26 protein-coding genes and 1 other RNA gene are annotated in these 24,976 nt (G+C 74.1%); 21 read left to right on the forward strand and 6 right to left on the reverse strand.

All coding sequences use genetic code 11. The annotated features are described in order from the left end of the window. Positions 1 to 149: 149 nt before the first annotated feature. Both QE401_RS06685 and QE401_RS06690 read right to left on the reverse strand, forming a co-directional pair. Positions 150 to 2,744 carry an ATP-binding protein gene (locus QE401_RS06685; RefSeq protein ID WP_307137470.1) on the reverse strand — a complete coding sequence of 865 codons (2,595 nt, stop codon included), beginning with the start codon at positions 2,742 to 2,744 and terminating at the stop codon, positions 150 to 152. 11 nt (positions 2,745 to 2,755) lie between these two features. Beyond that, on the reverse strand, positions 2,756 to 5,128 hold the full coding sequence (locus QE401_RS06690) for a two-component system response regulator (RefSeq protein WP_307137471.1): 2,373 nt from the start codon (positions 5,126 to 5,128) through the stop codon (positions 2,756 to 2,758). Positions 5,129 to 5,307: 179 nt separating this feature from the next. Here QE401_RS06690 and QE401_RS06695 point away from each other — a divergent pair, with 179 nt between their 5' ends. From QE401_RS06695 to QE401_RS06710, 4 genes are all read left to right on the forward strand, one after another. After that, positions 5,308 to 6,051, forward strand: a complete 744-nt coding sequence (locus tag QE401_RS06695) for a glutathione binding-like protein (protein WP_307137472.1) — start codon at positions 5,308 to 5,310, stop codon at positions 6,049 to 6,051. Positions 6,052 to 6,054: 3 nt separating this feature from the next. Continuing rightward, a complete protein-coding gene (locus QE401_RS06700) occupies positions 6,055 to 6,744 on the forward strand; it encodes a glutathione S-transferase family protein (RefSeq protein ID WP_307137473.1) in 690 nt (229 codons plus the stop codon). Between the two features lie 185 nt (positions 6,745 to 6,929). Next, positions 6,930 to 8,204 (forward strand): ABC transporter substrate-binding protein, encoded by a 1,275-nt coding sequence (locus tag QE401_RS06705; protein ID WP_307137474.1) that lies wholly within the window; start codon positions 6,930 to 6,932, stop codon positions 8,202 to 8,204. 87 nt (positions 8,205 to 8,291) lie between these two features. Then, on the forward strand, positions 8,292 to 8,777 hold the full coding sequence (locus QE401_RS06710; protein ID WP_307137475.1) for a cupin: 486 nt from the start codon (positions 8,292 to 8,294) through the stop codon (positions 8,775 to 8,777). Positions 8,778 to 8,832: 55 nt separating this feature from the next. On the opposite strand, the gene thiE is transcribed toward QE401_RS06710, so the two are convergent. From thiE to QE401_RS06725, 3 genes are read right to left on the reverse strand one after another with little or no spacing between them, the layout of a single operon-like run. Next, positions 8,833 to 9,504 carry a thiamine phosphate synthase gene (gene thiE / locus QE401_RS06715; RefSeq protein WP_307137476.1) on the reverse strand — a complete coding sequence of 224 codons (672 nt, stop codon included), beginning with the start codon at positions 9,502 to 9,504 and terminating at the stop codon, positions 8,833 to 8,835. Beyond that, positions 9,504 to 10,427: a class I fructose-bisphosphate aldolase gene (locus QE401_RS06720; protein WP_307137477.1), complete on the reverse strand. Its 924-nt coding sequence runs from the start codon at positions 10,425 to 10,427 to the stop codon at positions 9,504 to 9,506. The genes thiE and QE401_RS06720 overlap by 1 nt, the downstream gene beginning before the upstream one ends. Positions 10,428 to 10,463: 36 nt before the next feature. Beyond that, positions 10,464 to 11,015: a hypothetical protein gene (locus tag QE401_RS06725; RefSeq protein ID WP_307137478.1), complete on the reverse strand. Its 552-nt coding sequence runs from the start codon at positions 11,013 to 11,015 to the stop codon at positions 10,464 to 10,466. Between the two features lie 134 nt (positions 11,016 to 11,149). On the opposite strand from QE401_RS06725, the gene QE401_RS06730 reads away from it, so the two are divergent. The 5 genes from QE401_RS06730 to QE401_RS06750 all read left to right on the forward strand — a co-directional run bounded on the left by QE401_RS06730 (position 11,150) and on the right by QE401_RS06750 (position 13,348). Beyond that, a complete protein-coding gene (locus tag QE401_RS06730) occupies positions 11,150 to 11,431 on the forward strand; it encodes a hypothetical protein (RefSeq protein ID WP_307137479.1) in 282 nt (93 codons plus the stop codon). 2 nt (positions 11,432 to 11,433) lie between these two features. After that, positions 11,434 to 11,763, forward strand: coding sequence for a cell division protein ZapA (locus tag QE401_RS06735; protein ID WP_307137480.1), 330 nt, complete (start codon positions 11,434 to 11,436; stop codon positions 11,761 to 11,763). A gap of 9 nt (positions 11,764 to 11,772) precedes the next feature. Further along, positions 11,773 to 11,928, forward strand: a non-coding RNA gene (ssrS, locus tag QE401_RS06740) — 6S RNA. Beyond that, complete coding sequence (locus QE401_RS06745; protein WP_307137481.1) at positions 11,915 to 12,523, forward strand: 5-formyltetrahydrofolate cyclo-ligase; 609 nt, start codon at positions 11,915 to 11,917, stop codon at positions 12,521 to 12,523. Before ssrS ends, QE401_RS06745 begins: the two co-directional genes overlap by 14 nt. Before the next feature lie 3 nt (positions 12,524 to 12,526). Next, positions 12,527 to 13,348 carry a TIGR00282 family metallophosphoesterase gene (locus QE401_RS06750; RefSeq protein ID WP_307137482.1) on the forward strand — a complete coding sequence of 274 codons (822 nt, stop codon included), beginning with the start codon at positions 12,527 to 12,529 and terminating at the stop codon, positions 13,346 to 13,348. 126 nt (positions 13,349 to 13,474) lie between these two features. Here QE401_RS06750 and QE401_RS06755 read toward each other — a convergent pair whose 3' ends face one another. After that, positions 13,475 to 14,125, reverse strand: a complete 651-nt coding sequence (locus QE401_RS06755; RefSeq protein ID WP_307137483.1) for an MSMEG_1061 family FMN-dependent PPOX-type flavoprotein — start codon at positions 14,123 to 14,125, stop codon at positions 13,475 to 13,477. 235 nt (positions 14,126 to 14,360) lie between these two features. On the opposite strand from QE401_RS06755, the gene QE401_RS06760 reads away from it, so the two are divergent. From QE401_RS06760 to tilS, 12 genes are all read left to right on the forward strand, one after another. Next, on the forward strand, positions 14,361 to 15,110 hold the full coding sequence (locus QE401_RS06760; protein ID WP_007002651.1) for a YebC/PmpR family DNA-binding transcriptional regulator: 750 nt from the start codon (positions 14,361 to 14,363) through the stop codon (positions 15,108 to 15,110). Between the two features lie 5 nt (positions 15,111 to 15,115). Further along, positions 15,116 to 15,622: a crossover junction endodeoxyribonuclease RuvC gene (gene ruvC, locus QE401_RS06765; protein WP_307137484.1), complete on the forward strand. Its 507-nt coding sequence runs from the start codon at positions 15,116 to 15,118 to the stop codon at positions 15,620 to 15,622. After that, positions 15,619 to 16,242: a Holliday junction branch migration protein RuvA gene (gene ruvA, locus QE401_RS06770; RefSeq protein WP_307137485.1), complete on the forward strand. Its 624-nt coding sequence runs from the start codon at positions 15,619 to 15,621 to the stop codon at positions 16,240 to 16,242. The genes ruvC and ruvA overlap by 4 nt, the downstream gene beginning before the upstream one ends. A gap of 154 nt (positions 16,243 to 16,396) precedes the next feature. Beyond that, positions 16,397 to 17,425, forward strand: coding sequence for a Holliday junction branch migration DNA helicase RuvB (gene ruvB / locus QE401_RS06775; RefSeq protein WP_271135434.1), 1,029 nt, complete (start codon positions 16,397 to 16,399; stop codon positions 17,423 to 17,425). After that, positions 17,422 to 17,847 (forward strand): YbgC/FadM family acyl-CoA thioesterase, encoded by a 426-nt coding sequence (locus tag QE401_RS06780; protein WP_307137486.1) that lies wholly within the window; start codon positions 17,422 to 17,424, stop codon positions 17,845 to 17,847. Before ruvB ends, QE401_RS06780 begins: the two co-directional genes overlap by 4 nt. Positions 17,848 to 17,941: 94 nt before the next feature. Then, positions 17,942 to 18,658 carry a protein TolQ gene (tolQ, locus tag QE401_RS06785; RefSeq protein WP_307137487.1) on the forward strand — a complete coding sequence of 239 codons (717 nt, stop codon included), beginning with the start codon at positions 17,942 to 17,944 and terminating at the stop codon, positions 18,656 to 18,658. A gap of 55 nt (positions 18,659 to 18,713) precedes the next feature. Next, entirely contained in the window at positions 18,714 to 19,199 is a 486-nt protein-coding gene (gene tolR, locus QE401_RS06790; protein ID WP_475638076.1) for a protein TolR, read from the forward strand. Positions 19,200 to 19,221: 22 nt separating this feature from the next. After that, the gene (locus QE401_RS06795) at positions 19,222 to 20,436 is read left to right on the forward strand and encodes a hypothetical protein (RefSeq protein ID WP_307137489.1); all 1,215 of its coding nucleotides are present in this window, start codon (positions 19,222 to 19,224) and stop codon (positions 20,434 to 20,436) included. Further along, positions 20,433 to 21,827: a Tol-Pal system beta propeller repeat protein TolB gene (tolB, locus tag QE401_RS06800; protein WP_307137490.1), complete on the forward strand. Its 1,395-nt coding sequence runs from the start codon at positions 20,433 to 20,435 to the stop codon at positions 21,825 to 21,827. Before QE401_RS06795 ends, tolB begins: the two co-directional genes overlap by 4 nt. A 355-nt stretch (positions 21,828 to 22,182) precedes the next feature. Then, positions 22,183 to 22,674, forward strand: a complete 492-nt coding sequence (gene pal / locus QE401_RS06805) for a peptidoglycan-associated lipoprotein Pal (RefSeq protein WP_271135427.1) — start codon at positions 22,183 to 22,185, stop codon at positions 22,672 to 22,674. A 148-nt stretch (positions 22,675 to 22,822) separates the two neighbouring features. Further along, a complete protein-coding gene (locus tag QE401_RS06810; protein ID WP_307137491.1) occupies positions 22,823 to 23,698 on the forward strand; it encodes a tetratricopeptide repeat protein in 876 nt (291 codons plus the stop codon). Beyond that, the gene (gene tilS, locus QE401_RS06815) at positions 23,670 to 24,929 is read left to right on the forward strand and encodes a tRNA lysidine(34) synthetase TilS (protein WP_307137492.1); all 1,260 of its coding nucleotides are present in this window, start codon (positions 23,670 to 23,672) and stop codon (positions 24,927 to 24,929) included. Before QE401_RS06810 ends, tilS begins: the two co-directional genes overlap by 29 nt. The last annotated feature ends 47 nt before the right edge of the window (positions 24,930 to 24,976 follow it).

Genomic DNA, 24,976 nt, shown 5'->3' on the forward strand with positions numbered 1-24,976 from the left:
TCGCGCCGGCGCGCCGGGACCCCTCCCGGCGCGCCGGTGGTTGTGGGGTTGCGGGCGGGCGCCGGCCGGGCCGGTGCCCGGCGGCGGGGAGGCGGGCGCGGCGGCACCGGGGGAGCCCGCCGCGACACCGTCGCCGCGCCGCGGCGGGCTCAGCCGCGATGGCTCTGCCCGTTGCTGGCGGGCAGCAGCGCCTGGCGCAGCCGCTCGAGCTCCGCCCGCGCGCGCAGCGCCAGATCGGCGCCCTCGCGCATCACCTCCTCGCGGCTCAGCTTGCGCCATTCGCCGCAGAGCCGGGTGATGCCGATGGCGCCGAGATTGGCGGCGCTGCTGCGCAGCGCATGCGCCTCGGCATGGAAGCGCGCCATGTCGCCCTGCAGCGCCGCCTGGCCGATCTCCTCGATCAGCCGGGCGGCGTCCTCGAGGAAGTCACGCGCCAGCTGCGCCAGGAAATCCTCGCCGCCCAGGCGGCGCAGATTCTCCACCGTCTCCCCGTCCAGCGCCGGGCCGCTGGCGCGGAAGCGGGGGTGGGAGGCGATCTCGGCCACCGCCGGGGCCAGGGCGGTGCCGGGGCGCGGCGGGCGCGCCTTCTCCTCGACCACGCGCAGCAGCGTCTCGGCCTCGATCGGCTTGACCAGATAGCCATCCATGCCGGCCTCCCGGCAGCTCCGCTCGGCCGTCTCGGTGGCGTCCGCCGTCAGCGCCAGGATCGGCAGATGCGGCTGGCCCAGCGCCATGACGCGGAACAGCTTGGTGGCCTCCAGCCCGTCCATCTCGGGCATGTTCAGGTCCATCAGCACCAGGTCGAGCCGCTCCGCCTCGCGCTCCAGCACGTCGAGGGCGATGTCGCCATTGTCGGCCAGCAGCACCTCATGCCCGCCGCGCTCCAGGATGCGGGCGAAGACGCGCTGGTTGACCCGGCTGTCATCGGCCACCAGCACCCGCAGCCGGCGGGAGGGCGCGGGCGGCGGCAGGGCGGGCTGGGCATCCGCCGCCGGCGCGTCGCTCTCGGCCGCGGCCGGTGCCGCCGCCGCTAGCGCGGCGGCGTTGTGCAGCGCATTGGCGATGGTCGCGTCGTCGGAGGCGGGCGGCAGCAGCGCGACGCAGGCCTGGCGCAGCGCCTCCTCCGGCAGGCCCTCCACCGGCTCGGCGGCGATCAGCAGGCGCGGATGCCGGGCATGCTCCTCCGGCGGCAGCGCCGCGCCGGCATAGGCCAGCAGCAGGCAGCGCCCCTCCGGCCCCTCGGGCCGGGCGCGCAGCAGCCGCAGCGCCTCGGCCGCATCGGCCGCCGGCCGCGCCTCGACGCCGAGCCCGGCCAGCCGCTCGGCCAGCGCCGCGGCGCGGATCGGCGCCGGGTCCAGCAGCACCACGGCGAGGCCCGCCAGCGCCGCCGGCGCCGCCTCGGCCGGCGCCACCGGCACCTCGAAATGGAAGGTGGCGCCCTCGCCGGGGGCGGAGCGCACGCCGATCGTGCCGCCCATCAGCTGCACCAGGCGGCGGCAGATGGCCAGCCCCAGCCCGGTGCCGCCGAAGCGGTTGATGATGCTGGAATCGGCCTGGGTGAAGGTCTCGAAGATGCGCTCCTGCGCCTCGGGCGCGATGCCGATGCCGCTGTCCGAGACCTCGGCGCGGAGCCTGAGCCCGCCGCCCGGCTGCGGCACGGCGTCCAGCGCCACCGTCACCCCGCCCTCGGCGGTGAATTTCACCGCATTGCCGGCCAGGTTCAGCAGCACATCCAGCAGATGCCGCCGGTCGCCGCGCAGCATGGCCGGGATGCGCGGCGTCAGATGCAGGGAGAAGCGCAGCCCCTTGTCGCGGCTCTGCGCCGCCAGCAGGGCGCGCAGCTCGGCCAGCAGGGCGGCGGGGGCGAATTCCACCTGCTCGGAGGGCATGCGCCCCGCCTCGATGCGCGACAGGTTCAGGATGTCGTCGATCAGCGACAGCAGCGAGCGGGCGGCGCTGTCGACGGTGGCGAGCATCTCGCGCTGCTCGCCATCCAGCTTCGTGCCGCGCAGCAGCCCGCCCATGCCGATGATGGCGTTCAGCGGCGTGCGCAGCTCGTGGCTGACGCTGGCCAGGAACAGGGATTTGGCGCTGCTCGCCGCCTCGGCCTGCTGCTTGGCCTGGGACAGCTTGCGGATCAGCGTGCCGGCATAGAGCGGCAGGATCAGCAGCCCGACCCAGAGGCCGATGCCCAGATGCAGCTGCTCCTGCCAGAAGGGGGTGGCCAGCACCACCGCGCCGAAGCCGGCCAGCGCCCCCAGCATGGCGATGCGCAGCCAGGCCAGGCCGAAGCGGAAGCCATTGCCGAACACCACCCAGAGATAGACCGGCCAGAACATGGCCACGGCCTCGCCGCCCCAGTGCAGCTGCAGCGAGAGGAAGCCGCAATCCAGCAGCACCGCGGCCAGGCGCCGCGCCCGGTTGCTGGCGGGGAAGGCGATGATGTGCGCCAGCACGCCGATCGCCAGCAGGAAGAAGGCCGCCATGCCGGCCAGCGCCAGGCCGGGGCCGCCGCTGGCCCAGACCACCAGCAGGATGATGCCGCCGAAGACCAGGCGGTTCAGGCTCATCTCGTGCTCGCTGTCGGGGCGGGCGCGCAGCCGCGCCAGCAGCGGGCCGAACAGCCGCGCCGCCAGGCCGCGCGCGCCGCGCGGCGGCGGCGCGGCCGGGGGCGCCGCGCCTGGCATGGCGGCCCCCGGCGCGGGCGGCGGGAGGGGCGGCGGCGCGGTCCGGGTCCAGGGCATGGCGGTCTCCCTCAGCCCTGGTCGGGGCGGTGATGGGCGGGCCCGCCGGCGCGCCGCGCCGCGCCGCCGCCCGGCGCGGCCTGCGCCTCGCCGGCGCCGCCGGCCTCGCGCGCCGTGTCGCGCTGCGCGTCCCGCGCCGTGTCGCGATGCGCTTCCCGCGCCGTGTCGCGATGCGCTTCCCGCGCCGTGTCGCGATGCGCCTCCCGCGCGGTGTCGCGCTGGGCGCGCGGCCGCGCCTCCTTCTGCCGCAGCAGCCGGGCGAAGCCCTCGGCCGGCAGCGCCTCGCTGAAATAGAAGCCCTGCACCTCGTCGCAGCCCTCGGCGCGCAGCCGGGCCAGCTGCGCCTCGGTCTCCACCCCCTCCGCCACCACCTGCAGCCGCAGCATGTGGCCGAGATCGACGATGGTGCGCACGATGGCGGCGTCGTTCGGCTCGCTGGTCATGCCGCGCACGAAGGACTGGTCGATCTTCAGCCGGTCGATCGGGAAGTTCTTCACATAGTTCAGCGAGGAATAGCCGGTGCCGAAATCATCGACCGAGATGCGCACGCCGAGCGCGCGCAGCGCCTGCAGGCCGGAGGCGGTGGCGGCGTCCTGCTCCATCAGGATGCCCTCGGTCAGCTCCAGGTCGAGCCGGTCCGGCGCCAGCCCGGTCTCGCGCAGCACCTCGGCCACCAGCGCCCGCACATCCTGGCGGCGGAACTGCACCGGGGAGAGGTTGACGCTGATGCGCACCGGCGGCAGCCCCTCCGCCGCCCAGGCGGCGGCCTGGCGGCAGGCCTCGCGCAGCACCCATTCATTGATCGGCACGATCAGCCCGGTCTCCTCGGCGATCGCCAGGAAGGTGCCGGGGCCCGACAGCCCATGCCCGTTGCGGCGCCAGCGCAGCAGCGCCTCCGCCCCGGTGACGCGGTTGCCGCGCAGGTCGATCTGCGGCTGGTAGTGCAGCTCGAACTCGCCGCGGCCGAGGGCGGCGCGCAGCTCGGCCTCGATCTGCATCGCCTCGCGCGCGCGGGCATCCATGGCGGCGGCGAAGAAGCGCCAGCCATGCCGCCCCTCCGCCTTGGCGCGGTACATGGCGAGGTCGGCATTGCGCAGCAGCTCGTCCGGGTCGGCGCCGTCGCGCGGCGAGAGGGTGATGCCGATGCTGGCCGCCGCCGACAGGCTGTGGCCGTCGGAGAAGACCGGCTCGCCCAGCGCCGCCATGATGCGGCCGGCGAGCTCGGCGGCCTCGTCCGGGCCCTGGATGGCGGTCTGCACGATGGCGAATTCATCGCCGCCGAGCCGGGCGACCAGGTCCTCGGCCCGCGCCGTCATCTTCAGCCGCTGCGCGACGGTGCGCAGCAGCGCGTCGCCGACATGGTGGCCGAGCGCGTCATTCACCGCCTTGAAGCGGTCGAGGTCGAGGAACAGCAGGGCGAAGGCATGGTCGCCGCGGCGGCCGCGCGCCAGCTCGCGGCGCAGCCGGTCGCGCAGGAAGGCGCGGTTGGGCAGGCCGGTCAGCGCGTCGTGATGCGCCATATGGCCGAGCCGGCGCTCGGCCAGCTTGCGGTCGGTGATCTCGAGCGAGGTGGTCAGCACCGCCACCACCTCGCCGCGGCCATTGTGCAGCGGCGCCTTGGTGGTGGAGAAGATGCGCGGCTGCCCGTCCGGCCCCTGGGTCTCCTCCTCCCGCCCCGGCAGCGGCTGGCCGGTCTCGAACACCAGCTGGTCGAGGGCGCGGGAGCGCGCGGCGCGCTCGCGGCTGAACAGCTGCTCGACCGGCTGGCCGGCCAGGGCGTCGGGGGTGGTGCCGGCGAAATCCGCCTGGGCGGCGTTGACGAAGACGCAGCGGCCCTGCCGGTCGGCGGCGCTGATCATGGCCGGCACGGTGTCGATCACCTGGGCGAGCGCCGCCCGGCTGTCGCGCAGCATCTCCTCCCGCGCGCGGGTGCTGTGTTGCAGCGCCTGCTCCAGCGATTCGGCGCGGCGCTGGATCACCTGCTGCTGCCAGCGCATGCGCAGCAGGTTGCGGGCCCGGGTGAGGAATTCGTAATGGTCGACCGGGCTCAGCAGGAAGTCGGTGGCGCCGGCCTCCAGCGCCCGCATCCGGTAGGCGCGGTCATTATAGGCGGTGATGACGATGACCGGCGCATCCGCCGCCCCCGGCGCGCCGCCCTGGGGCGGGGGCAGGGCGCGCAGCCGGCGGGTGAACTCGGCCCCGTCCATGCCGGGCATGCGGAAATCGGTCACCACCAGGTCGGCCTCGTGGCCGGCCAGCCAGTCCAGCGCCGCCTGCGGGTCGCCGAAGGCCTCGACATGCACGTCGCGCTCCAGCGACAGCGCCAGGCGGCTGAAGATGTCGCGGTTCGTGGTCCTGTCGTCCAGGATCAGGATGGTGGCCATGACGCTCCGGGGGCCGGCCGCACAGGGCCGCGAAACGGGACAATCTGCCGGGTCGGCCCCCTCTCCTGGGGGCCGGCCCGGCCGGGCTGGGCGGCGCGGGGCGCTCTCTTGCCGAGGCAGGGGGGGCTCTGTAGCGTCCTGCGGCCGCGCCGAAGCGCCGCCGGCCAGGAGGATCCGCCATGCTCGACCTGTATTACTGGACCACGCCGAACGGCCACAAGGTTACCATGCTGCTCGAGGAAGCGGGGCTGCCATACCGCCTGGTCCCGGTGAACATCGGTAAGGGCGAGCAGTTCCATCCCGATTTCCTCGCCATCGCCCCCAACAACCGCATCCCGGCCCTGGTCGACCATGCCCCGGCCGGCGGGGGCGCCCCTGTCTCGCTGTTCGAGAGCGGGGCGATCCTGCTCTATCTGGCGGACAAGATCGGCCGTTTCATCCCGTCCCCGGCGGAGGTTGCCGCGCGGGCCGAGGTGCTGCAATGGCTGTTCTGGCAGATGGGGGGGCTCGGCCCCATGGCCGGGCAGAACCACCATTTCTCCCAGTATGCGCCGGAGAAGATCCCCTACGCCATCGACCGCTATGTGCGGGAGACCAACCGCCTCTATGGCGTGCTGGACCGCCGGCTGAAGGGGCGCGACTTCGTCGCCGGGCCGGACTACTCCATCGCCGACATGGCGATCTATCCCTGGATCGTGCCCTATGCGCGGCAGGGCCAGAATCTGGAGGATTTCCCCGAGCTCGCCCGCTGGTTCAGCGCCATCCAGGCGCGGCCGGCGACGCTCGCCGCCTATGCCCGCGCCGCCGAGATCAACCCGACCAGCGCCGCGACGGTGAACGAGCAGTCCCGCGCCATCCTGTTCGGCCAGACCGCAAACAGCGTCGCCATCGGCGAGGCCGCCTCCGCCGCGGCGAAGGGCTGAGCCGTGGCGCGCCGCCTCTACGAGCTGGCGGGGCAGGACCCCGACCGGCGCTTCAGCCCCTATTGCTGGCGCATCCGCATGGCGCTGGCGCATAAGGGGCTGGAGGTCGAGTGCCTGCCCTGGCGCTTCACCGAGGGCGCGGCCCTGGCCTTCTCCGGCCAGGACAAGGTGCCGGTGCTGGTCGATGGCGAGCGCGTGATCGCCGATTCCTGGGCCATCGCCGCCTATCTGGAGGCCGCCTATCCGGAGCGCCCAGCGCTGTTCGCCGGCGGCGATGCCCGCCCCGCCCGCTTCCTGACCGCCTGGGCCGACACGGTGCTGAATGCCGGGCTGGCGCGGCTGATCGTCAGCGACATTCCGCGCTGGCTGACGCCCGAGCAGGCCGCCTATTTCCGCCAGAGCCGCGAGGCGCGCTTCGGCATGAGCCTGGAGGCGCTGACCGATGGGCGGGAGGCGCGGCTGCCCGCCTTCCGCGCCAGCATGGCGCCGCTGCGCCTGGTGCTGCGCGAGCAGCCCTTCCTGGGCGGGGCTGGGCCCGACTATGGCGACTACGCCGTGTTCGGCAGCCTGCAATGGGCGCGCTGCGTCTCCGAGCTCAGCCTGTTCGAGCATGGCGACCCGGTCATCGCCTGGCGCGAGCGCATGCTGGACCTGTTCGGCGGGCTGGCGCGCGCGGCGCCGCATTGCGGCTAGGCCGGGCCGGCCGCTGAGCCGCGGCGGGCCCGCGCGCGCGGCCCATGCCGGTCTCGGGCGCCGATCCGGCCGCCGGCGCCAGGCCGGCGCCGCGCCGCGCTCCCTTCCGCCGCGGCCCGCCCCGGCCCATATGCGGGGCGGACCGCACGGCCCCGCCCGTGCCGGCCGCATGGGAGAGGAGAGGATTGGACCGCAGCCGCACAGCCCCGCCGGGTGAGGACGCGCCGCAGCGCGCGGGCGCCGGGCGCCGCGCCCTGCTGCGCGGCCTGGCCGGCAGCGCCGCCCTGGCCGCCATGCCCGCCCGCGCCCAGCCCCTGCCCACCGGCCCGTGGGAGCGTGTGGTGGCGCGGGCCCGCAATCAGGTGGTGCATTTCCATGCCCTGGGCGGCGATGCGGCGATGGATGCCTATATCGCCTGGGGGGCGGCGCGGCTGCGCCGCAGCCATGGCATCACCCTGCGCCATATCCGCCTGCGCGCCCTGGCCGAGGGCGTGGCGCGGCTGGCGGCGGAGCGCGCGGCCGGCCGCGACCGCGGCGGCGCCATCGACCTGCTCTGGTGCGAGGGCCAGCCCTTCCTGGCGCTGAAGCAGCAGGGGCTGCTGCGCCGCTTCGCCTATGAGCTGCCGAATTTCGCCCTCGTCGACACCGTGGGCAAGCCGGCCACGGCGCTGCATCACAGCGTGGCGGTGGAGGGCTATGGCGCGCCCTGGCGCATGACCCAGCTGGTCTTCCTGTATGACAGCGCGCGCCTGCCGCGGCCGCCGCTCTCCATGCTGGCCATGCCCGACTGGGCGCGTGAGCATCCCGGGCGGCTGACCCATCCGCAGCCGCGCGACCCGCTCGGCGCCGGTTTCCTGACCCAGGCGCTGTACGAGATGGTGGCGCATCCCCGCGTGCTGGCGGCGCCGGCCACCGACGACAACGCCGCCCTGGTCACCGCCCCCTTCTGGGAATGGTATGGCGCGCTGCGGCCGCATCTCTGGCGCCAGGGCCGCGCCTTCCCGCCCGATGCCGCGGCGCAGCGCCAGCTGCTGCGGGAGGGGGAGACCGACATCGCCATCGCCGCCGGCCCGGCCGATGGCTCCGCCGCCATCGCCCATGGCCTGCTGCCCGAGACGGTGCGCAGCTATGTGCCCACCATCGGCAGCATCGGCAGCGCCTCCTTCCTGGCCATCCCGGCCAATGCGGCGCAGCCCGAGGCGGCGATGCTGGCGGCCAATTTCTTCCTCTCGCCCGAGGCGCAGGCGCATGCCCAGGACCCGGCGGTGCTGGGCAGCCCGACCGTGCTCGACCTCGACCGCCTGTCCGAGGCCGACCAGCAGCGTTTCGCGGCGCTGCCGCGCGGGGTCGCGACGCTGAGCAACGCGGCGCTGGGCCGCCCGCTGCCCGAGCCGCATCCGAGCTGGGCGGCGCGGCTGACCGAGGAATGGGAGCGCCGCATCGCCCTGCCGATGCGCTGAGGCCGCCGGCCAAGGTGAAGCGCGGCGGGCAACCCTGAGCGGGGCGGGACCGTTGCCAAGGTATCGCCAACTGGCAAGGAGACCCGCATGCAGAGCGAAACCATCTGGCTGAATGGCGGCGGTGGCGTGCCGAACAATCCCCGGCTGCCGGTGCTGCTGTACCGCGCCAGCTTCTCGGCCGGCGCGCCGGAGGCGGTGGAGGCGCTGTTCGGCCGCCATGGCTGGCCGCCGGCCTGGCGCGACGGCATCCACCCTTATGTGCATTTCCACACCACGGCGCATGAGGCGCTGGGCATCGCCGAGGGCGCGGTGCGGGTGCAGCTGGGCGGCCCCGAAGGGCCGGAGCTGTCGCTCACGGCCGGCGATGTCGTGGTGCTGCCGGCCGGCACCGGCCATCAATGCCTGGATGCCAGCGAGGATCTGCTGGTGGTGGGCGCCTATCCCAATGGCCAGGTGCCGGACCAGCGCCGTGCCTCGCCCGAGCAGGCGGCGGAAGCCCGCGCCCGCATCGCCCGCCTGCCGGATCCGCCGGGCAGCCCGGTGACCGGCGAGCCCTATCCGCGCCGGCCGTAAGGGCCGGGTTTCGCGGCGCCGCCGGGCGGGCGGCGGCGTCGCGGACGCAGCCGCCTCAGGCGGCGGCGATCGCCGCGTTCATCGCCCGCACCCCGGCCGCCGGCCCCTCGGGATGGTTCCAGACGGCGCCGACGACCGCCAGGAAATCCGCCCCCGCCCGCACCAGCGGCGCGCAATTGGCCGCGCTGATGCCGCCAATGGCGACCGAGGGCAGCTCGAACATCTCGCTCCACCATTCGAGGATCCCGGGTTCGGCCCGGTGCTCCGCATTCTTGGTGGTGGTGGGGAAGAAGGCGCCGAAGGCCACGTAATCCGCGCCGACCTCGCCGGCTTCCATCGCCAGGTGCCGGCTGCCATGGCAGGTGATGCCGAGCATCCGGTCGGGCCCCAGCAGCTTGCGGGCGCGGGCATGGTCGCCATCGGACTGGCCGAGATGCGCGCCGTCGCAGCCGGTCTGCACGGCCAGATCCGCGCGGTCGTTCAGCAGGAAGGCGACATCGCGCGATTGCGCCACCGGGCGCAGGAGGTCGATGGCGCGCCGCAGCGCGTCGTCCTCCACATCCTTCAGCCGCAGCTGCAGCGCGGCGACATCGCCGGCATCGAGCGCCCGCGCCAGCGGATCGGCGAAAGCGGCCGGGTCCAGGGCAGGGGGCGTGATGAGGTAAAGGCGGCAGCGGGTCTCCCCGCCGCCGCCCTTGGTCTCCTCCGCCGGGGCGGAGCCGGCCATCAGGCGACCGGCGACTTGTAGACGGCGATGATGTCGGACAGCAGCTTCAGCGCCTCTTCCTTCGGGCGCTGGAAGGTGTTGCGGCCGATGATCGAGCCGTTGCCGCCGCCATTGTGGATGCCGCGCGCCATCTCGACCATCGACTCGGCGGTGCCCGCCTCGCCGCCCGAGAACACCACCAGGCGACGGCCGCCGAAGCAGGCATCGACCACGTGCTTGATGCGCAGCGCCAGCGTCGAGGCGTCGACCGGGTTCTTCTCGTAGGTCTTCTTGGCGGCGTCCAGGAAGATGGCGTCGGTCGGCGGCTTCACCTTGATGATGTGCGCGCCGGTCAGCGCCGCCATGTGCGCGGCATAGGCGCAGATGTCGAGCGCCGTCTCGCCCACCTTGTCCAGCATCGGGCCGCGCGGATAGCTCCACACCACCACGGCGAGGCCGGCGGCCTTCGCCTCGGCGGCGAGCTCGCGCAGCTCCTCCATCATCTCGAACTGGTATTCGGAGCCCGGATAGATGGTGAAGCCGATGGCCGAGCAGCCGAGGCGCAGCGCGTCGGCGACCGTCGCCGTCACCGCCTGGTCCTTGGTGGTGGACAGGCTGTTCGAGCTGTTCACCTTCAGGATGGTCGGGATGGCGCCGGCATAGGTGGAAGCGCCCGCCTCGATCATGCCGAGCGGCGCGGCATAGGCGGAGAGACCCGCCTCGATCGCCAGCTCGAAATGGTAGCGCGGGTCATAGGCGGCGGGGTTCGGGGCGAAGCTGCGCGCGGGGCCGTGCTCGAAGCCCTGGTCCACCGGCAGGATGACCAGGCGGCCGGTGCCGCGGAGCTGGCCCTCCATCAGGATGCGGGCGAGATTCGCCTTGGTGCCGGGATTGTCGCTCTCATACCAGGAGAGGATTTCCTTCACACGGCGCGTGAGCTTCATGGTCCGTCCTTCCGTTACGGCGAGGTTGATGCGGCTTTAGCCGAGGGACGCGGCGCTGTCACCTGCACCCGCCGTCAACCACAGCGTGAGCCGGGCCAGCAGCGCCGCCTCCGCCGCGCTGCCCGCGGCGGGCGGGCGCGGGCCGGGGTCGAAGGCCGGCGGTGCCGCGCGCCAGAGCGGCGTGCCGGCCTGGCGCGCGGCGCTTTCCACCTGGGGCCAGGCCGGGCAGCCCGCCTCCAGCACCAGCGCCGCCACGCCGCTGCCGAGCGCGGCCAGCGCGAAGCCCGGCATGGCGCCGCAATCCAGCACGGCCAGCGGCCGCGGCGCGCCTTGCAGCCCCTCCGCCGCCGCCGCCAGCGTCGCCAGCAGCAGGGCGGGCGACATCCAGGCGGCGGCGCCGGGCGGGGTGAGGAAGGGCAGGGCGGTGGCGGCGTCCTGGCCGGGCCCGGCCTGCGCCGCCGCGCGCAGCGCCAGCCGCGCCGAGGCCGCGCCGCGCAGCAGCACCGCCGGCAGCCTCCCTGTGGATGGCGACAGCGTCTCGCCGCCGGGCGCGCGGGCGGGGGGCGGTGGCGAGGCGGGCTCGGTCATGGCTTCTCCGTCATCCGGCTTGCCGCCGCGTGGCAGAAGCCACGGACAAGTTGTTGACCATCCGTTGACCCTGCCCGCGCGGCCCGCGTAAAGCCTGACAGCATGAAGTCCAAGGCGCGAGCGAAGGCGGCAGCATGAGCGATGCGGTGAGCGAGGCCGCGACCCGGCTGGAGCAGGCGGTGGAGCGGCTGGCGGCGGCGCTGGCGCGCCCGGTTCCGCCCGGCGCGGCACAGCCCCAGGGCGTGCCGCCCGAGGCGGTGGCGGCGCTGTCGGCCCGGCTGGACGACACGCTGGCGCGGCTGCGCACCGCGCTCGCCGAGGTCGAGGCCGGCGAGGCCGCGGCGGCCGAGGCCGATGCGGCCGAATCGGAGCCGGAAGCGGGCATGGGCCCCGCCGGCATGAGCAAGGGGAGCTGAGCGTGGGGCAGGTCACGGTTCGCGTTGGCGGCTATACCCATCCCGTCTCCTGCGAGGATGGCCAGGAGGGCCATCTGATCGCGCTGGCCGCCGAGGTGGACCGCCGCGTCTCCTCGATCCGCGCCATGGGCGGGCAGTTCGGCGAGAGCCGGCTGCTGCTGCTGGCGGCGCTGCTGCTGGCGGATGAGATCCACGACCTGCGGGTCGAGCTGTCGCGCGCCAAATCCGCCCCCGCCGGCAGCGGGCCGGCCGCCGACCCGGCGCTGGCCGACCGGCTCTCGCGCCTGGCCGAGAAGATCGAGGGCATTGCGGCGACGCTCGACGCCTCCTAAATGGGGTGGGCGGAGCTGCCGGGTGCGTCAGGCAACTTTATCCCTGGGGCCAATAAGCATCCTCCGGGAGCTGGCTCTGACCGGGCCCTGGTCCGGTTATCTGGCGCCCACCTGCTCACGCAGGCCTTAGGAGGATAAGACGCCAACGGCCATGGTGGCTCCGCACGTCATTCCGCTCACCCCCGCCGCCGATCCGCCGCAGCTGGCCGCCGAGAAGGCGGCGCTGCGGCAGCAGGCGCTGGCGCGCCGCGCCACGCTGGATGGCCAGGGCGCGGCCGAGGCGCTGGCCGGCATCGTGCTGGCGCATTGCCCGCCGCCGCCGGGCGCCATCGTCGCCGGCTTCTGGCCGATGGGCGAGGAGATCGACATCCGCCCGCTGCTGGCGCGGCTCGCGGCGCGGGGCCATGCCATCGCCCTGCCGGTGACGCCGCCGCGCGGCGCGCCGCTGCTGTTCCGCCGCTGGCGCCAGGGCGAGGCGCTGCAGCCCGGGCGCTTCGGCACCTCCACCCCGCCCGAGGAAGCACCGCTGCTGCGCCCGGACTGGCTGCTGGTGCCGCTGCTCGCCTTCGACCGGCGCGGCGCGCGGCTGGGCTATGGTGGCGGCTATTACGACCGCACCCTGGCGGCGCTGCCCGGCGCCACCACGATCGGCGTCGCCTATGCGGCGCAGGAGGTGCCGGCGGTGCCGACCGGCCCGAACGACCGGATGCTCTCCGGCATCGCCACCGAGACGGCGTATCTTCCCTCCGAAAGGTTCTGAGAATTGCGTATCCTGTTCCTGGGTGACGTGGTCGGCCGCTCCGGCCGCGACGCCCTGACGAGCGAGCTGCCCGGCCTGCGCGCCCGGCTGAAGGCCGATCTGGTCGTGGTCAATGCCGAGAATGCCAGCCACGGCTTCGGTGTCTCCCCCGACATGGTGCGGGCCTTCCTGGCGGCGGGCGCGGATGTGCTGACGCTCGGCAACCACAGCTGGGACCGCAAGGAGATCATCGGCTTCATCGATGGCGAGCCGCGGCTGATCCGCCCGATGAACTATCCGCCCGGCACGCCGGGCCGCGGCGCCACCGTCGTCGAGGTCCCCGGCGGCCGCAAGGCGCTGGTGATGAACGTCATGGGCCGGCTGTTCATGGAGCCGCTGGACGATCCGTTCCGCGCCGCGCAGGCGGAGCTGGCGAAGCACAGCATGGGGCAGGGCGGCACGGTGCAGGCCATCCTGGTCGACATCCATGCCGAGGCGACCAGCGAGAAGATGGCCTTCGCGCACAGTTTCGACGGCCGCGTCAGCCTGGTGGTGGGCACCCACACCCATGTGCCGAGCGCCGATCACCGCATCCTGGAGAATGGCACCGCCTACCAGACCGATGCCGGCATGTGCGGCGACTATGACAGCGTGATCGGCATGCAGAAGGGCGGCGCGGCGCTGCGCTTCTGGAAGAAGGTGCCGGGCGAGAAGCTGGCCCCGGCCGAGGGCACCGCCAGCCTGTCCGGCGTGTTTGTCGAGACCGATGATGCGACCGGCCTGGCGAAGCGGATCGAGCCGGTGCGCCTGGGCGGCCACCTGGCCCAGGCGATGCCCGTCGTTTAGTTTCTTCTTTCAGTTTGGCGTCCCGCTTCAGGCCATAGGCGGGACGCCAGCTGACAAAAGTTTTTTGGTTCTTTTTTTAAAAAAAGAACGCTTTCTTCTTTCGCTTTGATGCTTCGCCTTCGGCGCTCAATACAGGTTGGCGCTGATATGCGGCGCGTGCACCTCGTCGAATTCGCGCGCATCGACCAGCCCGCCGGTGTGCGCGGCCAGCAGCTCGCCGCCTGTCGGCGCCGCCGCCGGCTTGGCCCGGCCGCCCCAGAGCTTGGACCGCACCAGCGCCCGGGCGCATTGCATATAGACCTCGCGCACCTCGACCAGCAGCACCGTGGCCGGCGCCTGGCCCTGCACGGTGTAGCGCTGCAGCAGGGCAGGGTCGGCGCTGATGCGGCCCTGGCCGCCGATGCGCAGCGTCTCGCCCACCCCCGGCACCAGGAAGAGCAGGGCGAGCGCCGGGTCGTCCAGGATGTCGCGCAGCGCGTCCAGCCGGTGGTTGCCGCGCCGGTCGGGCAGGGCCAGGGTGGTCTCGTCCAGCACCTCGACGAAGCCGGGCGCGTCGCCGCGCGGCGTGCAATGGGCGCCGCGGGCGCCGCGGGTGGCCAGCAGGCAGAAGGGGCTGGCGGCGATGAAGGCGGCCGAGCGCGGGTCGATGCGGCTGGCCACCTTCTTCATCACGATGTCGGAGGCCGGCGGATAGAGCGCCTCCAGCGCGGCATGGCTGGCGACGCGATGCGCCTCGTCCGGGACGATCGGCGGGGCGGGGGGCGGGGCGTCGGTCATGGCGCGGCGGCGGCCTTCTCGGCTCACCGGGCGGCGATGCGCCCGGTGCCTCCGGTGTCGGAGAGGGTTGCGGCACCCCCAGCCATACGGGCCGGCACGCCATCGCGCCAGACCGGACGGTGCAGCGGCGCCATGCCGGCATGCCCGGCGGGGCCAGGCCCCCTCGCACAGCGGCACGCGGCGCGGTATAGGGGCCAACCCCCGGAACATCCCGAGAATACCGGAGAGCAAGCGCGTGGCCGGCCATTCCCAGTTCAAGAACATCATGCACCGCAAGGGCGCGCAGGACGCCAAGCGCGCGCGCGCCTTCGCCAAGCTGATCCGCGAGATCACCGTCAGCGCCCGCCAGGGCCTGCCCGATCCCGCCTTCAACCCGCGGCTGCGCTCGGCGGTGCAGGCGGCGCGTGTCGCCAACATGACCAAGGACACGATCGACCGCGCCATCAAGAAGGCCAGCGGCGCCGCCGCCGGCGAGGATTATGTCGAGGTCCGCTATGAGGGCTACGGCCCGGCCGGCGTCGCCATCATCGTCGAGACGCTGACCGACAACCGCAACCGCACCGCCTCCGACATCCGCTCGGCCTTCTCGAAATATGGCGGCGCGCTGGGCGAGACCAATTCGGTGGCCTTCCAGTTCGAGCGCAACGGCGTGGTCCGCTACCCGGCCGCCGCGGCCGATGCGGACGCCATGCTGGAGGCCGCCATCGAGGCGGGCGCGGCCGATGTCGAGAGCGGCGCGGAAGGCCATGAGATCCGCACCGCCATCGAGGACCTCTTCACCGTCCGCGACGCGCTGGAGGAAAAGTTCGGCCCGGCGGAGAGCGCCAAGCTGGAATGGCGCCCCAATGTCACGGTCGAGCTGGACGAGGAGAAGGCGCGCAGCGTGCTGAAGCTGATCGACGTGCTGGACGAGCATGACGACGTGCAGACGGTGACCGCCAATTTCGAGGTGCCGGAAGACGTCCTCGCCCGGCTGTCGGACTGACGGCCATGGTCCGGCTGCTCGGCCTCGACCCCGGGCTCCAGCACACCGGCTGGGGCGTGGTGGAAAGCTCGGGCAGCCGGCTGCGGCACCTGGGCGATGGGGTGATCTCCACCACCGCCGATCTGTCGCTGGCCGAGCGGCTCTGCCAGATCCACCGCGCGCTGAACACGCTGCTCGAGCTGTGGAAGCCGGATGAGGCGGCGGTGGAGCACACCTATGTCAACAAGAACCCCGGCGCCGCGCTGAAGCTCGGCCAGGCGCGCGGGGTGGTGCTGCTGGCGCCCGCTCTGGCCGGGCTGCCGGTCGCCGAATACCAGGCGATGGAGGTCAAGCGCGCCGTGGTCGGCACCGGCCACGCCGACAAGGTGCAGGTGGCCGAGATGGTGCGCCGCCTGCTGCCGGGCGCCACGCTGCGTCGCGCCGATGCCTCGGACGCGCTGGCGGTCGCCATCTGCCACGCGCATCACCGCAACACCCGTGTCGCTCTGGCGAAAGGCTACGTCCCGGCATGATCGGCAAGCTCACCGGCAGGCTGGACAGCCAGTTCGACGGCGGCTGCATCTTCGACGTCAACGGGGTGGGCTATCTGGTGGCCTGCTCGGCCCGCACCCTGGCCGCCCTGCCGCCGCCGCCCGGCATCGGCTCTCTGCTGATCGAGACGGTGGTGCGCGAGGACGCCATCCTGCTCTACGGCTTCGCCGATGCCACGGAGCGCGACTGGTACCGCACGCTGACCGGCATCCAGGGCGTCGGGCCGAAGGTGGCGCTCGGCCTGCTCTCCACCCTGTCGCCGGCCGATCTGGCCCGTGCGCTGATCGCCGGCGACAAGGGCGCCATCAACCGCGCCCCCGGCGTGGGCCCCAAGCTGGCGGCCCGGCTGGTGGCGGAACTGTGCGACAAGGTCGGCGCCCTGCCGACCGGGCCGGGGCTGTCGGCCGGCACCGTGACCATCGCGGCGCAGCTGCCGCCGGCCGACCGGGCGCAGGCGGATGCCATCTCGGCGCTCACCAATCTCGGCTGGAAGCGCCCGGAAGCCGCCGGGGCGGTGCAGCGCGTGGCCGAGAAGCTGGGCGAGGGGGCGGGGCTCGAATCGCTGATCCGCGAGGCGCTGAAGGAACTGGCGCCGCGATGAGGTCCCCGAAAGGCTGGGGGAATGAATTCCCCCAGACCCCCATCTTTTTTCTGCCAGTTGGGGCCAGTGCCGGAGGGCGCGCCAGCGGCGCGCCCGAGAACGGACAAAACGAGAAGGGGGTCCGGGGGAATTCATTCCCCCGGAATCTGCGCCGATGAGCGACCGCATCTCCGACCCGCATCGCAGCGAGGAAGACGCCGCCGAGGCCACGCTGCGGCCGCAGACCCTGGACGATTTCACCGGCCAGAAGGCGCTGCGCGAGAATCTGGCCATCTTCATCCAGGCCGCCCGCACAAGGGGCGAGGCGCTGGACCACGTGCTGCTGCACGGGCCGCCGGGGCTCGGCAAGACCACGCTCGCCCAGATCGTGGCGCGGGAGATGGGGGTGGGCTTCCGCGCCACCTCCGGCCCGGTGCTGCAAAGGGCAGGGGACCTCGCCGCGATTCTCACCAATCTGCAGCCGCGCGACGTGCTGTTCGTCGATGAGATCCACCGGCTGCAGCCGGCGCTGGAGGAAACCCTCTACCCGGCGATGGAGGATTTCCAGCTCGACCTCATCATCGGCGAGGGCCCGGCGGCGCGCACCGTGCGCATCGACCTCCCCCCCTTCACCCTGGTGGGGGCCACGACGCGGGCCGGGCTGCTGGCGACGCCGCTGCGCGACCGCTTCGGCATCCCGCTGCGCCTGCAATTCTACACGCCGGAGGAGCTGCTGCTGATCGTCCGCCGCGGCGCGCAGAAGCTTGGCTTCGCGCTCACCGAGGAAGGCGCGGCCGAGATCGCCAACCGCTCCCGCGGCACGCCGCGCATCGCCGGTCGCCTGCTGCGCCGGGTGCGCGATTTCGCCCTCGTCTCCGGCAAGCCGGCCGACCGCGCCATGGCGGATGCCGCGCTGAACCGGCTGGAGGTGGACGGCAAGGGGCTGGACGCCATGGACCGCCGCTATCTCCGCCGCATCGCCGAGCATCATCATGGCGGTCCGGTGGGCGTCGAGACCCTGGCCGCGGCGCTCGCCGAAGGCCGCGACACGCTGGAGGAGGTGGTCGAGCCCTACCTGATCCAGGAAGGCTTCGTGCTGCGCACCCCGCGCGGCCGGGTGCTGGGCGACCTGGCCTGGCGGCATCTGGGCATGAGCCCGCCCGCCGGCACCCAGGCCGACCTGCTGGGCGGCGGCCTGTCGTGAGCTGGCCGCATCGCTGGCCGGTCCGGGTCTATTTCGAGGACACCGACGCGGGCGGGATCGCCTATCACGCGAGCTATCTCCGCTGGGCAGAGCGGGGCCGCACGGAATCCTTGCGTGCCATAAACTTGCCGCATCAAGTTATGATAGAACGTCACTCTTCGATGCTCGTGGTGCGGCGCATCGAAGTGGAGTATGTGGCCCCCGCACGGCTCGACGATTCCCTGTTCGTGGAAACCGCGGTGCGCCGCTTCGGCGGCGCCTCGGTGGACCTCGCGCAGGACATCCGGGACGAGGCGGGCGGCTACAAGGCGCGGCTGCGCGTCGGTCTGGTCTGTGTGCGTGCCGGCGACATGCGCCCGGGTCCCGTGCCGGGCCCCTGGCGCGAGGCCTTCCGGCTGGCGGCGCAGGCGGCGGCCGGCTGAACCGCCGGGCCTTGTGCCGCAGGGTCGCACCGGGCGGCCGGACGGAAAGAAGAGTGTGCCGGCCGCGCCGGCGGGGTGAGAGAAGGAGAATGCCGTGGGTGACAGCGTGACCGCGTCCAACCTCGGCCAGGTGGCACACGACCTGTCGCTCTGGGGCCTGTTCATGCAGGCCGACTGGGTGGTCAAGGCCGTCATGCTGGGGCTGCTGCTGGCCAGCGTCTGGGTCTGGGCGGTGGTGTTCGAGAAGGTGACCAGCCTGCGCCGGGTGAACCGCGCGGCGGATGCCTTCGAGGACCGCTTCTGGTCGGGCGGCAGCCTGGAGGCGCTGTACCAGCAGGAGGGCGAGCGCCCGACCCACCCGATCGCCGCCGTCTTCGGCGCCGCCATGCGGGAATGGGAGCGCAGCTCCGCCCGCCCGGCCGAGGGCGCGGCGCTGGCCGGCATGCAGCAGCGCGCCGAGCGCGCCATGAATGTCGCCATCACCCGGGAGATGGACCGGCTGGAGCGCTGGATGGTGTTCCTGGCCTCGGTCGGCTCGGTCGGGCCCTTTGTCGGCCTGTTCGGCACGGTCTGGGGCATCATGAACAGCTTCTCGGCCATCGCCGGCATGAACAACACCAACCTCGCCGTGGTGGCGCCGGGCATCGCCGAGGCGCTGTTCGCCACCGCCATCGGTCTGGTCGCCGCCATCCCGGCGGTGCTCGCCTACAACAAGATCACCACCGACCTGGCGCGCTTCGCCGCGCGGCTGGAGGGCTTCGCCGCCGAGTTCGGCGCCATCCTCTCCCGCCAGGCCGAGGAGCGGGGCTGACACCATGGGCATGTCCACCGGCGGCGGAGGCAGGGGGCGCGGGCGCTACCGCGCCATGTCCGAGATCAATGTGACGCCGCTGGTCGACGTCATGCTGGTGCTGCTGATCATCTTCATGGTGGCGGCGCCGCTGATGACGGTCGGCGTGCCCATCGACCTGCCCAAGACCAACGCCCAGGCGCTGAACCAGGAGACCGAGCCGCTGACCATCTCGGTCAACGCCGAGGGCCGCATCTTCCTGCAGGAGACCGAGGTGCCGCTGGAAGGGCTGGTGCCGCAGCTGCAGGCCATCATGCGCGAGCAGCGCCCCGGCGCGCCGGAGCGGCGCATCTTCGTGCGCGGCGATCGCGGCATCAATTACGGCCGGGTGATGGAGGTGATGGGCACCGTCTCCTCCGCCGGCTTCACCCGCGTGGCGCTGCTGGCCGAGCAGCCCTCGGGCGCCCCCGCCCGGGGCGCCGCCCCGGCCCAGGGCGCGGCGCGTCCCGGCCAGCAGCAGCAGCCCCAGCAGCAGCCTGTGCCGCTGACGCCGCGGCGCTGAGCGGGAGCACGGCAGGACATCCATGGCCCGTTCCGGCCTCCGTTTCTGGGCTGGGGTTTCGGCGGCGCTGCACGCGCTGTTCGGCCTCATCCTGCTGTTCCGCCTGCCGGGCCGGGAGATCCCGCCGCCGCAGGAAGCCGTGCCGGTCGAGCTGGTGACGCCCGACGCGCCGCAGCTGGCGCAGGCGCCGAATCCGTCCCCGGTGCAGGCGCCGCCGGCGCCCGAGGCGAACCCCGACCCCTCGACCAACCCGTCCAGCGAGCCGTCGCGGCCGACCCCGCCGACGCCGCCGCCGCCACCCCCGCCGCCGCCGCCCGCGCCGACACCCGCGCCGGCGCCGCCGACGCCCACCCCGCCGGCCCCGGTGCCGCCCAGCCCGCAGCCCTCGACCCAGGCGCCGACCGCGCCGCTGCCGACGCCGGCCCCGCCGGCGCCGCCGCAGCAGGCCGCGCCGCGCCCGGCGCCGACCCCGCCGCCGGCCCCCACCGCCGAACTGCCGACGCCGCCGCTGCCGGTGCCGCCGCCGCCCGCGCCGACGCCGCCGCAGCAGCAGGCCGAGCGCCCGCAGCCGCAGCAGCCGACGCCCGAGCGCACGCCGCCGCAGCCGGAGCGCCCGGCGCAGCCGCCGCAGCAGCAGGCCGCCGCCCAGCCGGGCCCGCCGCTGCCGCTGCCGCCGCCCCCCGCGCCGCCGGCCCCGCCGACGCCGACCCCCGCCGCGCCCAGCACCGCGACGCCCTCGCGGGAGGCCACGACGCAGCCGGGCACCGGGCAGACCCCGCCCTCGCGCAACACCGCCGAGCGCAGCCAGTCGGTGCTGAACACGCTGGAGCGGCTGCGCGCCGCGCAGCAGCAGAACGAGCCGCCGCGGGCGCGCGCCAATCCGGGCGGCAGCCCGGCCTCGGGCGGCGGCGCCCCCTCCGGCGCCGCGCTGCTGACCGCGGGCGAGGTGCGCGGCGTGTCGGAGCGCATCAGCGAATGCTGGTCGGTCGATGCCGGCATGCTCGGACTTGACCAGATCGTGGTCGAGCTGCGGGTGGACATCGACCCGGCTGGAGTCATACGCAACGTCCGGCCGGCCAGCGGCGTTCCTTCGGACCCGCGCGCCCGCGCGGTGTATGAGAGCGCGCGCCGCGCCCTGCTGGACCAGAAATGCAGCCCATTGCCCGTGCCACGCGAGAAGATCCCGTCGCTGAACAACGCGACCTTCCGATTCAACCCGAGGGGCCTCGTCCGATGATCAAGCTCGACCCCACCCTGTCCCGCCGCCTGGCCCTGCTCGGGCTGGGCGGGCTGGTCGGCGCGCCGCTGCTGGGCGCCGCCTCGCTGGCCCGGGCCCAGGCGCCGGCGCCGGGCGGCACGGCCGCCGGCGGCCAGGTGATCGACATCACCCGCGCGCGCACCGACCCGATCCCGATCGCGCTGCCCGATTTCGCCGGCGGCTCGCCCCAGGCGCAGCAGCTCGGCCAGAACATCACCCGGGTGATCGCCAACAATCTGCGCAATTCCGGCCTGTTCCGCCCGGTCGAGCGCAGCGCCTATATCCAGACGCCGGAGGCGGCCGCCGCCGCGCCGCGCTTCCAGGATTGGCGCGTCATCGGCGCCCAGGCGCTGGTCACCGGCCGGGCCGAGCCGCAGGGCGACCGCGCCCGCATCGAGTTCCGCCTGTGGGAGGTGAGCTCCGAGCAGCAGCTGCAGGGCACCGCCTACACCGCCAACGCCGCCAATTGGCGGCAGATCGCCCATGTCATCTCCGACGTCATCTATGAGCGGATGCTGGGCGAGAAGGGCTATTTCGACACCCGCATCGTCTATGTGGCCGAGAGCGGCCCGCGCGACCGGCGCACCCGGCGGCTCGCGATCATGGACCAGGATGGCGAGAACCACCGCTTCCTGACCGATGGCAGCTTCCAGGTGCTGACGCCGCGCTTCCATCCGAATGCGCGGCAGATCGCCTTCATGTCCTATTTCAACAACCAGCCCCGCGTGTACCTGTTCAACCTGGACAGCGGCCGCCAGGAGGTGCTGGGCAATTTCCAGGGCATGACGCTCAGCCCGCGCTTCTCGCCGGATGGCCGCTCGGTCGTGCTGTCCTCGGCGCGCGGTGGCGACGCCAACATCTATGTCGTCGACCTGGCCTCGCGGCGCGAGCGGCAGCTCACCTCGGGCGGCGGGCTCGACGTCTCGCCCAGCTATTCGCCGGACGGGTCGCAGATCGTCTTCAACTCCGATCGCGGCGGCGACCAGCAGCTCTACATCATGGATGCCGGCGGCGGCGGCGCGCGCCGGATTTCCTTCGGCAATGGCCGCTATGCGACGCCGGTCTGGTCGCCCCGTGGCGACCTGATCGCCTTCACCCGCATCTCCGGCGGGCGCTTCGGCATCGGCGTGATGCGCCCCGACGGCTCGGGCGAGCGCATCCTCTCCGAGGGCTGGGCGATGGAAGGCCCGACCTTCGCGCCGAATGGCCGCGTGCTGGCCTTCTACCGCGAGAGCCAGGCGCGCGACGCGCGCGGCGGCGGCTATTCCGCCCGTCTGTCGATGATCGACATCGCCGGCTTCAACGAGCGGCAGATCGTGACACCGACGGATGCCACCGACCCGAGCTGGTCGCCGCTGCTCTCCTCCTGAGCACCGCCTCCGCCCCGGGACGCCCTGGCGCGTCCCGGGCGCCCGCGCGGCGGCTTTCGCCGCGCCATGACCATCCCTGGCGGCGGCTTTCGCCGTGCCATGACCATGTCCTGCGGCGCCTGTCGCCGCGCCATGGGGAGATCCCGCGCGGCGGATTTCATCGCGCCAGGACCATCCCGCGCGGCGGCGTTCGACGCGCCATGCCGCCCCGCGCCGATTTCCAGAGATCGCAGTCCAGAGCTTTGCAGTGGAGGAAGGGCAACCATTCCGCCCCTGCGGTATTCTGTGCCTTGAAGACGCCCCAATCGGAGCGTAACCGCGGCCTTAATTCGACCTGAAACGGGAATCGACACCGATGCAGATGAAGCTCCTCGGCGCGCTCGCCGCCGCCGCCCTGCTCTCCGCCTGCGCCAGCGAGGACACCTCGGGCGCCGCGACCGGCGCCGGCGCCGCCGCCGGCTCCGGCGGCCTGGCCGCCGGCAGCGTGCGCCCGGGCAGCCAGGAAGACCTGGTCGCCAATGTCGGCGACCGCGTCTTCTTCGACACCGACAGCTCCTCGGTGCGCGGCGACCAGCGCGCCACGCTGGAGCGCCAGGCCGCTTGGCTGGCGCAGTACCCGCAGGTGCAGGTCGTCATGGAAGGCCATGCCGACGAGCGCGGCACCCGCGAGTACAACCTGGCCCTCGGCCAGCGCCGCGCCAATTCGGCGCGCGACGTGCTGGTGGCCCAGGGCGTGGCCCCGGCCCGCATCTCCACCATCTCCTACGGCAAGGACCGTCCGGCGGCGCTGGGCTCCACCCCGGACGCCTGGGCGCAGAACCGCCGCGCCGTCACGGTGGTGCGCTGAGCGCATCGCCCGCCGGGTGCTCCCGGCGTGCTTCCTTGACGCCGGCCTGACCGGCTGAGACAAGCGGCGGTCCCCGAAAACACGGGGGCCGCCGTTTCCCGTTGCACCGCTCCGCTCCATGCCCCGTTGCGCCCGGAAGGACCTGGCCATGCTTCGCTCGCTGCTTCTCGCCCTGCCGCTGCTGCCGATGCTGGGCGCCGCCCCGGCCCTGGCGCAGGTGGAAAGCCGGGAAGGCATCGCCCTGCAGAACCAGATCCTGCAGCTGCGTCAGGAGATGGAGACGCTGCGCCGCAGCGGCGGCGGTGGCGGCTATGCCGCGCCGGTGCCCGTCGCGCCGCCCTCGCGCGGCGGCGGCGCCGGCGGCGCCTCGCCCGAGCTGGTCGGCCAGCTGCTGGAGCGCATCGGCAATCTGGAGGAGGAGGTGCGCCGGCTGCGCGGCCAGGCGCAGGAGGCCGAGTATCGCGACCGCACCCAGCAGCAGGCGATCGAGAAGCTGCAGGGCGACATGGATTACCGGCTGCAGCAGCTGGAGCAGGGCGGGGGCGGTGGCGCCGCGCCGCGCCCGGCCGCCCCCGCCGCGCCGCCGCCCGCGCAGCGCTCCGACGCCGCGCCGGCCGCGCCCGCCGCCGCCAGCGCGCCGCGCACCGCCGAGCGGGCCCTGGCCGATGGCCAGGCCGCCCTGTCGCGCCGCGACTACAACGCCGCCGAGACCGCGGCGCGCGAGGTGATCGCCAGCCGCAACAATGCCCGCGCCCAGGATGCGCAGCTGCTGCTGGGCGACGCGCTGCTGGGCAAGCGCGATTTCCAGAACGCCGCGCTGGCCTATGACGACGCCTATCGCCGCAACCGCAGCGCCTCCCGCGCGCCGGAGGCGATGCTGGGCCTGGCCAATTCCTTCCTGGGCTTCGGCGCCAAGCGCGAGGCCTGCGCCACGCTCGACGATCTGCGCAGCGAATTCCCGCGCCTCTCCGGCAATCTGGCGACCCGCGCGGCCGATGCCCGGCAGCGTGGCGGGTGCCGCTGATCCCGGGCTGAGCCCGGCCGCGCCGCTGCGCGCGGCGGAGTTCGCGGCGCTGCTGGCGCCGCTCGGCCCTTTCGGGGACGCGCCCGGCTTCGCCGTGGGCGTCTCCGGCGGGCCGCATTCCCTGGCCCTGGCCCTGCTGGCGCGCGATTTCGTCCGGCCGCTGGGCGGAAGGGTGCTGGGCCTGGTGGCCGATCACGGGCTGCGCCCCGAAAGCGCCGCCGAGGCCGCCTGGACCTGCCGCACCCTCGAGGCCCAGGGCATTCCCGCCCGCCTGCTGGCCCTGGGGCTGCCGCGCGGCAGCGCGGTGCAGGAACGCGCGCGGCAGGCGCGGCTTTCGGCGCTGCTCGGCGCCTGCGCGGCGGCGGGGCTGCCCTTCCTGCTGCTCGGCCAGCATGCCGGCGACCAGGCGGAGACGGTGCTGTTCCGCGCCCTGCGGGGCAGCCGCGCCACCGGCCTCTCCGGCATGGCGCCGCGCCGCGCCGCGGCCGGGGCGGTGATCCTGCGGCCGCTGCTGGCCACCCCGCCCGCCCGGCTGGAGGCGCTGCTGGCCGCGCGCGGCCTGGCGCCGCTGCGCGACCCCTCCAACCGCGATCCGCGCTTCACCCGGGTGCGGCTGCGCCAGGCCCTGGCCGACCCGGACGGCACCGGCCCCGGCACCGCCGCGCTGGGCGCCGCCGCCGACGCCTTCGCCCGCCGCCGCCTGGCGCAGGAGGCGGCGCTGGCCGCGCGGCTCGGCGCCGCCGCCGCGCTGCAGCCGGAGGGCTTCGCCTGGCTGGACCCGGCGGCGCTGGGCGAGGATGACCTGGCGGTGGAGGCGCTGGCCCGGCTGATCCGCCTGCTTTCGGGCGCCGAGCACGCGCCGCCGCGCGATTCGGTGGCCGCGCTGCTGCGGCGCCGCGGCGGCACCCTGGCGGGCGTGCTGTGGGACGGCGCGCTGCTGTGCCGCGAGCCCGCCGCCTGCGCCGCCCCGGTGCCGGCGCGGCCCGGCGCGCTGTGGGATGGCCGCTGGCGGCTGCTGGGCCCCGGCCCGGGCGGGGATGTGCTGCTGGGCGCGCTGGGGGCGGCGTCGGGCCGGCTGGCGCGCGGCCAGCGGCGCGGCCTGCCGGCGCGGGTGCTGGCCGGGCTGCCGGCGCTGTGGCGGGAGGGGGCGCCGCTGGCGGTCCCGGCGCTCGGGCTCGGGGTGCAGGCGCGCCTCGGTTTCCAGCCGCGGGGCGGCGCCTTGCCGGGCTAGATCCGGCGGCCAAAATGCCTTGAAATCAGCGCGTTGCCGGCCGATGC

It is taken from the genome of Pseudoroseomonas cervicalis (assembly GCF_030818485.1).
Taxonomy (GTDB): Bacteria; Pseudomonadota; Alphaproteobacteria; order Acetobacterales; family Acetobacteraceae; genus Pseudoroseomonas; species Pseudoroseomonas cervicalis_A.

Bases quoted from the DNA above. Each gene is read 5' to 3' on its own strand.
- QE401_RS06810 (WP_307137491.1), top strand. From the start codon at position 22,823: ATGCTTCGCTCGCTGCTTCTCGCCCTGCCGCTGCTGCCGATGCTGGGC.
- QE401_RS06730 (WP_307137479.1), top strand. From the start codon at position 11,150: ATGAGCGATGCGGTGAGCGAGGCCGCGACCCGGCTGGAGCAGGCGGTG.
- pal (WP_271135427.1), top strand. From the start codon at position 22,183: ATGCAGATGAAGCTCCTCGGCGCGCTCGCCGCCGCCGCCCTGCTCTCC.
- ruvC (WP_307137484.1), top strand. From the start codon at position 15,116: ATGGTCCGGCTGCTCGGCCTCGACCCCGGGCTCCAGCACACCGGCTGG.
- QE401_RS06690 (WP_307137471.1), bottom strand. From the start codon at position 5,128: ATGGCCACCATCCTGATCCTGGACGACAGGACCACGAACCGCGACATC.
- QE401_RS06710 (WP_307137475.1), top strand. From the start codon at position 8,292: ATGCAGAGCGAAACCATCTGGCTGAATGGCGGCGGTGGCGTGCCGAAC.
- QE401_RS06685 (WP_307137470.1), bottom strand. From the start codon at position 2,744: ATGCCCTGGACCCGGACCGCGCCGCCGCCCCTCCCGCCGCCCGCGCCG.
- QE401_RS06720 (WP_307137477.1), bottom strand. From the start codon at position 10,427: ATGAAGCTCACGCGCCGTGTGAAGGAAATCCTCTCCTGGTATGAGAGC.
- QE401_RS06745 (WP_307137481.1), top strand. From the start codon at position 11,915: ATGGTGGCTCCGCACGTCATTCCGCTCACCCCCGCCGCCGATCCGCCG.
- QE401_RS06795 (WP_307137489.1), top strand. From the start codon at position 19,222: ATGGCCCGTTCCGGCCTCCGTTTCTGGGCTGGGGTTTCGGCGGCGCTG.
- QE401_RS06725 (WP_307137478.1), bottom strand. From the start codon at position 11,015: ATGACCGAGCCCGCCTCGCCACCGCCCCCCGCCCGCGCGCCCGGCGGC.
- tolR (WP_475638076.1), top strand. From the start codon at position 18,714: ATGTCCGAGATCAATGTGACGCCGCTGGTCGACGTCATGCTGGTGCTG.
- ruvA (WP_307137485.1), top strand. From the start codon at position 15,619: ATGATCGGCAAGCTCACCGGCAGGCTGGACAGCCAGTTCGACGGCGGC.
- tilS (WP_307137492.1), top strand. From the start codon at position 23,670: ATGCCCGGCAGCGTGGCGGGTGCCGCTGATCCCGGGCTGAGCCCGGCC.
- tolB (WP_307137490.1), top strand. From the start codon at position 20,433: ATGATCAAGCTCGACCCCACCCTGTCCCGCCGCCTGGCCCTGCTCGGG.
- thiE (WP_307137476.1), bottom strand. From the start codon at position 9,504: ATGGCCGGCTCCGCCCCGGCGGAGGAGACCAAGGGCGGCGGCGGGGAG.
- ruvB (WP_271135434.1), top strand. From the start codon at position 16,397: ATGAGCGACCGCATCTCCGACCCGCATCGCAGCGAGGAAGACGCCGCC.
- QE401_RS06755 (WP_307137483.1), bottom strand. From the start codon at position 14,125: ATGACCGACGCCCCGCCCCCCGCCCCGCCGATCGTCCCGGACGAGGCG.
- QE401_RS06695 (WP_307137472.1), top strand. From the start codon at position 5,308: ATGCTCGACCTGTATTACTGGACCACGCCGAACGGCCACAAGGTTACC.